Annotated in this window: 2 protein-coding genes and 2 pseudogenes; 2 read left to right on the top strand and 2 right to left on the bottom strand. The window is 66.3% G+C overall.

Annotated features, from left to right (window positions below; genetic code table 11):
- A pseudogene (locus VJS90_RS09030) lies at positions 1 to 306 on the bottom strand (two-component sensor histidine kinase); the annotation flags it as partial.
- Positions 307 to 549: 243 nt separating this feature from the next.
- Positions 550 to 1,998 carry a sensor histidine kinase gene (locus VJS90_RS09035; RefSeq protein WP_324121148.1) on the bottom strand — a complete coding sequence of 483 codons (1,449 nt, stop codon included), beginning with the start codon at positions 1,996 to 1,998 and terminating at the stop codon, positions 550 to 552.
- Between the two features lie 257 nt (positions 1,999 to 2,255).
- Between VJS90_RS09035 and VJS90_RS09040 the strand changes: the two genes are divergently transcribed.
- Positions 2,256 to 3,602, top strand: a complete 1,347-nt coding sequence (locus VJS90_RS09040; protein ID WP_324121150.1) for a hypothetical protein — start codon at positions 2,256 to 2,258, stop codon at positions 3,600 to 3,602.
- Between the two features lie 32 nt (positions 3,603 to 3,634).
- Positions 3,635 to 4,741, top strand: a pseudogene (locus tag VJS90_RS09045) (hypothetical protein); the annotation flags it as partial.

Raw genomic sequence — 4,741 nt, forward strand, 5'->3', positions numbered from 1 at the left:
GTGGCGGCCGTCCAGGCGCGGATCGAGCAACTCGCCCATGGTGATGCCCGGTGGCAACTGCGAGTGACGGACCTCGGCCTGGGCCATGGCCTGGATGAACTGGGCCGTGAGCATGGCGTCGCGCTCGACACTGTCCTTGACCACGAAGCGCGTGGTCACGTACCCAAGCCCACCGGCCACGGTGGTGATGATCACCAGGCTGAACACCGAAAACCAGCGCAGCAGGTTGAACTCGCGTGGCGGCGCCTCCAGGTCGCCGGAGGGCGGAAACACCTTGTTGAGCCCTTCGTTTTCCAGCATCTGCATCACGATGTACCTGCGTGGATGCCCAGACCGAGACGCGGATCGCGGACCGTTACCGGCGGTAGCGCCTTACTGGCACTTTGCCCATAACGCCGGGATTTCGGCGTGAGTGCGATGACAAATGCAAGTTCCCGGCCATTGGCCAGCTTCTAAAAATCATTTATTTAATTTCAACTGGTTAGGGCTAGCTGTTGAGAAAGTTTCGAGGATGTTTCCCCAGAACTGGGGATTAACTTCCCACGCTGTTCACGTGCCGTTGACCAGACGAAAACTCAATAGCACGCTGGTCCCGGTGCCCTCCTTGCTGCTCAGGCGAATCGATCCGCCGAAGCGCTCCATGATCCGCTTGACCAGCATCAGGCCAACGCCCAGGCCGCCTTGCTTGGTGGTGAAGAACGGCCGGAAGGCCATGCGTTGCTGCTGCTCGCTCATGCCATGCCCGGTGTCGGTCAGCCGCAGGGTCAGGTAGCGCCGGTCCTGGCGCACCACCTCCACGCGCAGCCTGCCGCCCTGGTCCATGGCCTCCAGGGCGTTGGCGATCACGCTGTGGAAGATCTGCCCGAGCAGTGCCGGCTGCCCGAGCACCCGCACGTCGGGAACGTTCGCCAGTTCCAGCTCCACCCCGCCGCGCCGCAAGGGCATGGCAAAGGCCTGCAGGCTTTCGTGCAGGGCCACCGGCAGGTCGACGGGCACCGCTTCGTCGTTCAGCGGGCGCAGGGACTGCAACAGTTGCCGCACCCAGTGCGACATCCGGTCGACCTGGATGATGATGTCGCTGATGTTCTTCTGCGCCGGGCCCTCGTCGAAGGCCTGGGCCAGCTCGGCGCTGGAGCGGATGCTGGCCAGCGGGTTGCGCAGGCTGTGCGCCACGGCCGAGGACACCTCGCCCAGGGCCACGAAGGTTTCGTTGCTGATCAGCCGCTTCTGCTGCAGCGCCAGCTGCCGCGCGGCCCGGCGCATGATCCAGTACAGCCCCCCATACACCAGCACCGCCCCCAGGATGATGGCCAGCCAGATCAGCAGCAGGCCATGTTCGATGCGCACGATGAGGTCGTGGGGCTCCTTGTAGATTTCGACCATCGCTGTTACTCGCTCGCCGTCGGCGTCGAACAGCGGGATGTAGTTCTCGATGAACAGTTGCTGGGGCGGAGTCACGAACATCTGCTCGACGCGCGCGTCATCGAAGTTGTGGTAGCTGGCCGATACCCGCTTCTTGTATTCGAAGGCGCGCTCAAGGTCGTCGTCGGCTTCGATCACATCCCCGGTCAGTGCCGGGTTGCTCGACCAGATCACGGTGCGGTCAGGCGCGTAGATATTGGCCAGCAACACATCGGGCAGGTGCGCGACATGGTCGAGGAACTCGCCCCTGGCCTTGCGCCGGGCAACCGGGTCGACATCGGGCATGGCCTCGTCCATCCGCGGGTCGAGCAGCTCACCCATGCTGCGCACGTTGGGAATAGACACATGGCGCACCTCGGCGTCGCCGATCGACTGGATGAACTGCGCGGTGAGCAAGGCATCGCGCTCGACGCTCTCGTCGATGATGAAGCGGCTGGAGATCAGCCCAAGCCCCACGGCGATCGAAAAGATGATCGCAAGGCTTACCCAGGCGTACCAACGCAGCAAATCAAAGGGTTTGCGCGCCGTACCCAGGTCGGCCAATTGCAGCAGGTCGACGCGCGGTACATGTTCCATGGCTGACTCCGGGTGGGGACCTTGGAAGGTATAGCCCATAGTTGGGGCCAGTACCGCAACGTTGGCCCAGGCCTCCCCATTTCCCCCAACCCTGGGGCTGCTGGCCCGCGGCGAGAGCGCACGCAAGTGCCCGCCAGAACGCGCACAGGCCAGGCGCCACGCGGCCTGCAAGGACATTTTCAAGAATTGGTATGGTTGTTGCCAAACCCTGTTCAGACGCCCCAAGTCCATGGGCCCGTTTGCAAGAGGGATTTCTCATGCACCGACCAACACCACATCCACTGGCGCTCGCCGTCCTCGCCAGTCTCCTCCAGGTGCCGGCCCAGGCCGCGCTCTACGAAGTAGACCCCGGGCCCTATCTTCCCGAAAACGGCCACTTCGCCGCCTGGTACCAGGACACCCATGGCCGGGTCCTGGATCTGTGCCTGTCCAAGGCAGTCAGCTCCAGGGCAGCGGGCGCGCCGGGAGCGCCGTCGTACATGTGCACGCTGCTGCCGACGCCGGGCGTGTTCGATGACGCCGCGCCGATCGAGTTTCCAGGCAACTTCCCCGATGAAGCCTTCTGGTTCACCGCCGACGCCTCGATCGTCGACGCTGCCCGCGGCATCGACCTGGACTTCGGGACGGCCATCGAGGCGGCGTTCAGCGTCGAGGAGCCGATCGACGGCGACCAGATCAGCTTTGCCCGGGTCCGCATCCGCGTCGATGTACCCGTGGCCGGCACCTACGTCATCACCCATCCCTACGGCGTGGACGTGTTCGACGTCCCGGCCGGTGGCCGCCGGGCGATCAACATGACCCGCGACATCGGCATCGGCGCGCCGAAGACCTACACCGGCGCGCTGAAGGGTGATGTCGGGCCGTTCCTGCGCAGCGTCAACGGCCCCTACACCGAGACCAACCCGGCGACGGGCGCCAGCGAGCGCTACATCGGCGACCCGAACCTCACCGAAGCTGTGACCGGCAGCCCGTTCAACACCAACTTCGTGCGCATCGAAGGCCCGAACGGCATCGACCTGCGCACCGAGCTGTTCTCGATCTCCGGCAAGCTGTCCGACGTCAAGCGCCCGACCCCGATGATCCCGCTGCGCAGCACCTACTCGCGGCACACCGAGAACGGCGACCTGCGTGCGCAGCAGGACGTCTTCGTGATGGCGCCGCCTGTCCCCGCGACGGTCACGCTGGTGAGCCAGACGCCCAACCTGGCGCTCACCGAGGCCAACAGCACCGGCGCCTGGTATGCCCAGTCGGCGCTCAACCCGACCCTGCCGGTGTCGCTGCACGTGACCGCCGACAACCAGCTGGCCATCCCGGGCAGCGCCGCGGCCAACGCCTACCTGCCGCTGACCGACCTGGTGACCATCACGCGCGCCGAATACAGCCTGGCCAGCGGCCAGCTGACCCTGGTGGCCACCACCAGCGACGAGGTCAGCCCGCCCGCGCTCAGCGCGAGCACCGGCAACGGCGCGGTGATCGGCAGCCTCAGCGGCGATGGTGCGCTGAAGACATTGACCACCGGGCTCTCGCCGATCCCGCCGGCCACGGTCCGGGTGACCAGTGCCAATGGCGGCAGCGACAGCGAAGACGTGGTGCTGGTGCCATGAACAGTCAAAGGCTCCGCCTTCAAGGAGGCAGCATGAACAATTGGCCACGCCGGGCGCTTTTCGCCGCCGGGCTTACTTTCACCCTGACCGGTACCGCCTGGGCAGGCCTTGCCTCGGTCGATCCTGGCCCCTATACCCTGGCCACCGGCCGCTACCCGATGTGGTACCAGGACGCCAACGAGCTGTCGCTGGAGCTGTGCCAGTCGCGGGCCACCAGTTCGCGGGCGCCAGGCGCCGCGGGCGCCCCGGCGTACATGTGCACCCTGCTGCTCGAGCCCGGCATCTACGACGACGCCCTGCCGCTGGTGTTTCCCAACAACTGGCCGCCAGAGATGTTCTGGTTCCTGGCCGAAACCGAGATCCCGGCCGTGGGCAACAGCGGCTACGAGCTCGAGGTGTACGTGGCGGGCATCGAAGCCGCCTTCGCCGCCGAGAACCCGGTCGATGGCGACCAGCAGAGCTTCGCCCGTATCCGCATCCGCGCCTCGGTACCGCGGCCCGGCGTCTATACCATCACCCACCCCTACGGCGTCGAGACGGTCAACGTCACCACGGCGGGGCGGCGCGCGATCAACATCACCCGGGACATCGGCATCGGCGCGCCGGGCGATTTCAGCGGCGTGCTGCGTGGCAACATCGGCCCGTTCCTGCGCAGCGTCAACGGCCCCTACACCGAGATCAACCCCGATACCGGCGCCACCGAAACGTTCGTCGGCGACCCCAACCTGGTCGAGGCGGTAACCGGCAGCCCGTTCGACACCAACTACGTGCGCATCGACGGCCCGCCCGGGACCATCCAGAGCAACACCTTCACCCTCTCGGGCAAGGTGCTCGACCCGCGTGCCCAGACGCCGGTGGAGGTGGAGCGCGCCACCTACCAGCGCAATGCCAATGGCACCCGTGTCGAAGTCTTCGCCAAGGCGCCGAACAACGCCAGCCTGTGCATGCGCAACGGCCTGGAGCTGGTCGGCACGCCGCCTTCGCCATGCCAGTTCAGCCTGCTGGCCGACAACAACGGGCTGTTCTTCGCCCAGCAGCGCAGCACCACGCCGCCCCCGGCGGTGGTGGTGGTCACTGCCAGCAGCCCTACCGGGGGTACCCGGCCAACGGCGTCGTCGAGCACCCTGCGCGACGTGGTC

Origin of the sequence: Pseudomonas sp. (genome assembly GCF_035277045.1) — a bacterium.
GTDB lineage: Bacteria > Pseudomonadota > Gammaproteobacteria > Pseudomonadales > Pseudomonadaceae > Aquipseudomonas.

Bases quoted from the DNA above. Each gene is read 5' to 3' on its own strand.
- VJS90_RS09035 (WP_324121148.1), bottom strand. From the start codon at position 1,998: ATGGAACATGTACCGCGCGTCGACCTGCTGCAATTGGCCGACCTGGGT.
- VJS90_RS09040 (WP_324121150.1), top strand. From the start codon at position 2,256: ATGCACCGACCAACACCACATCCACTGGCGCTCGCCGTCCTCGCCAGT.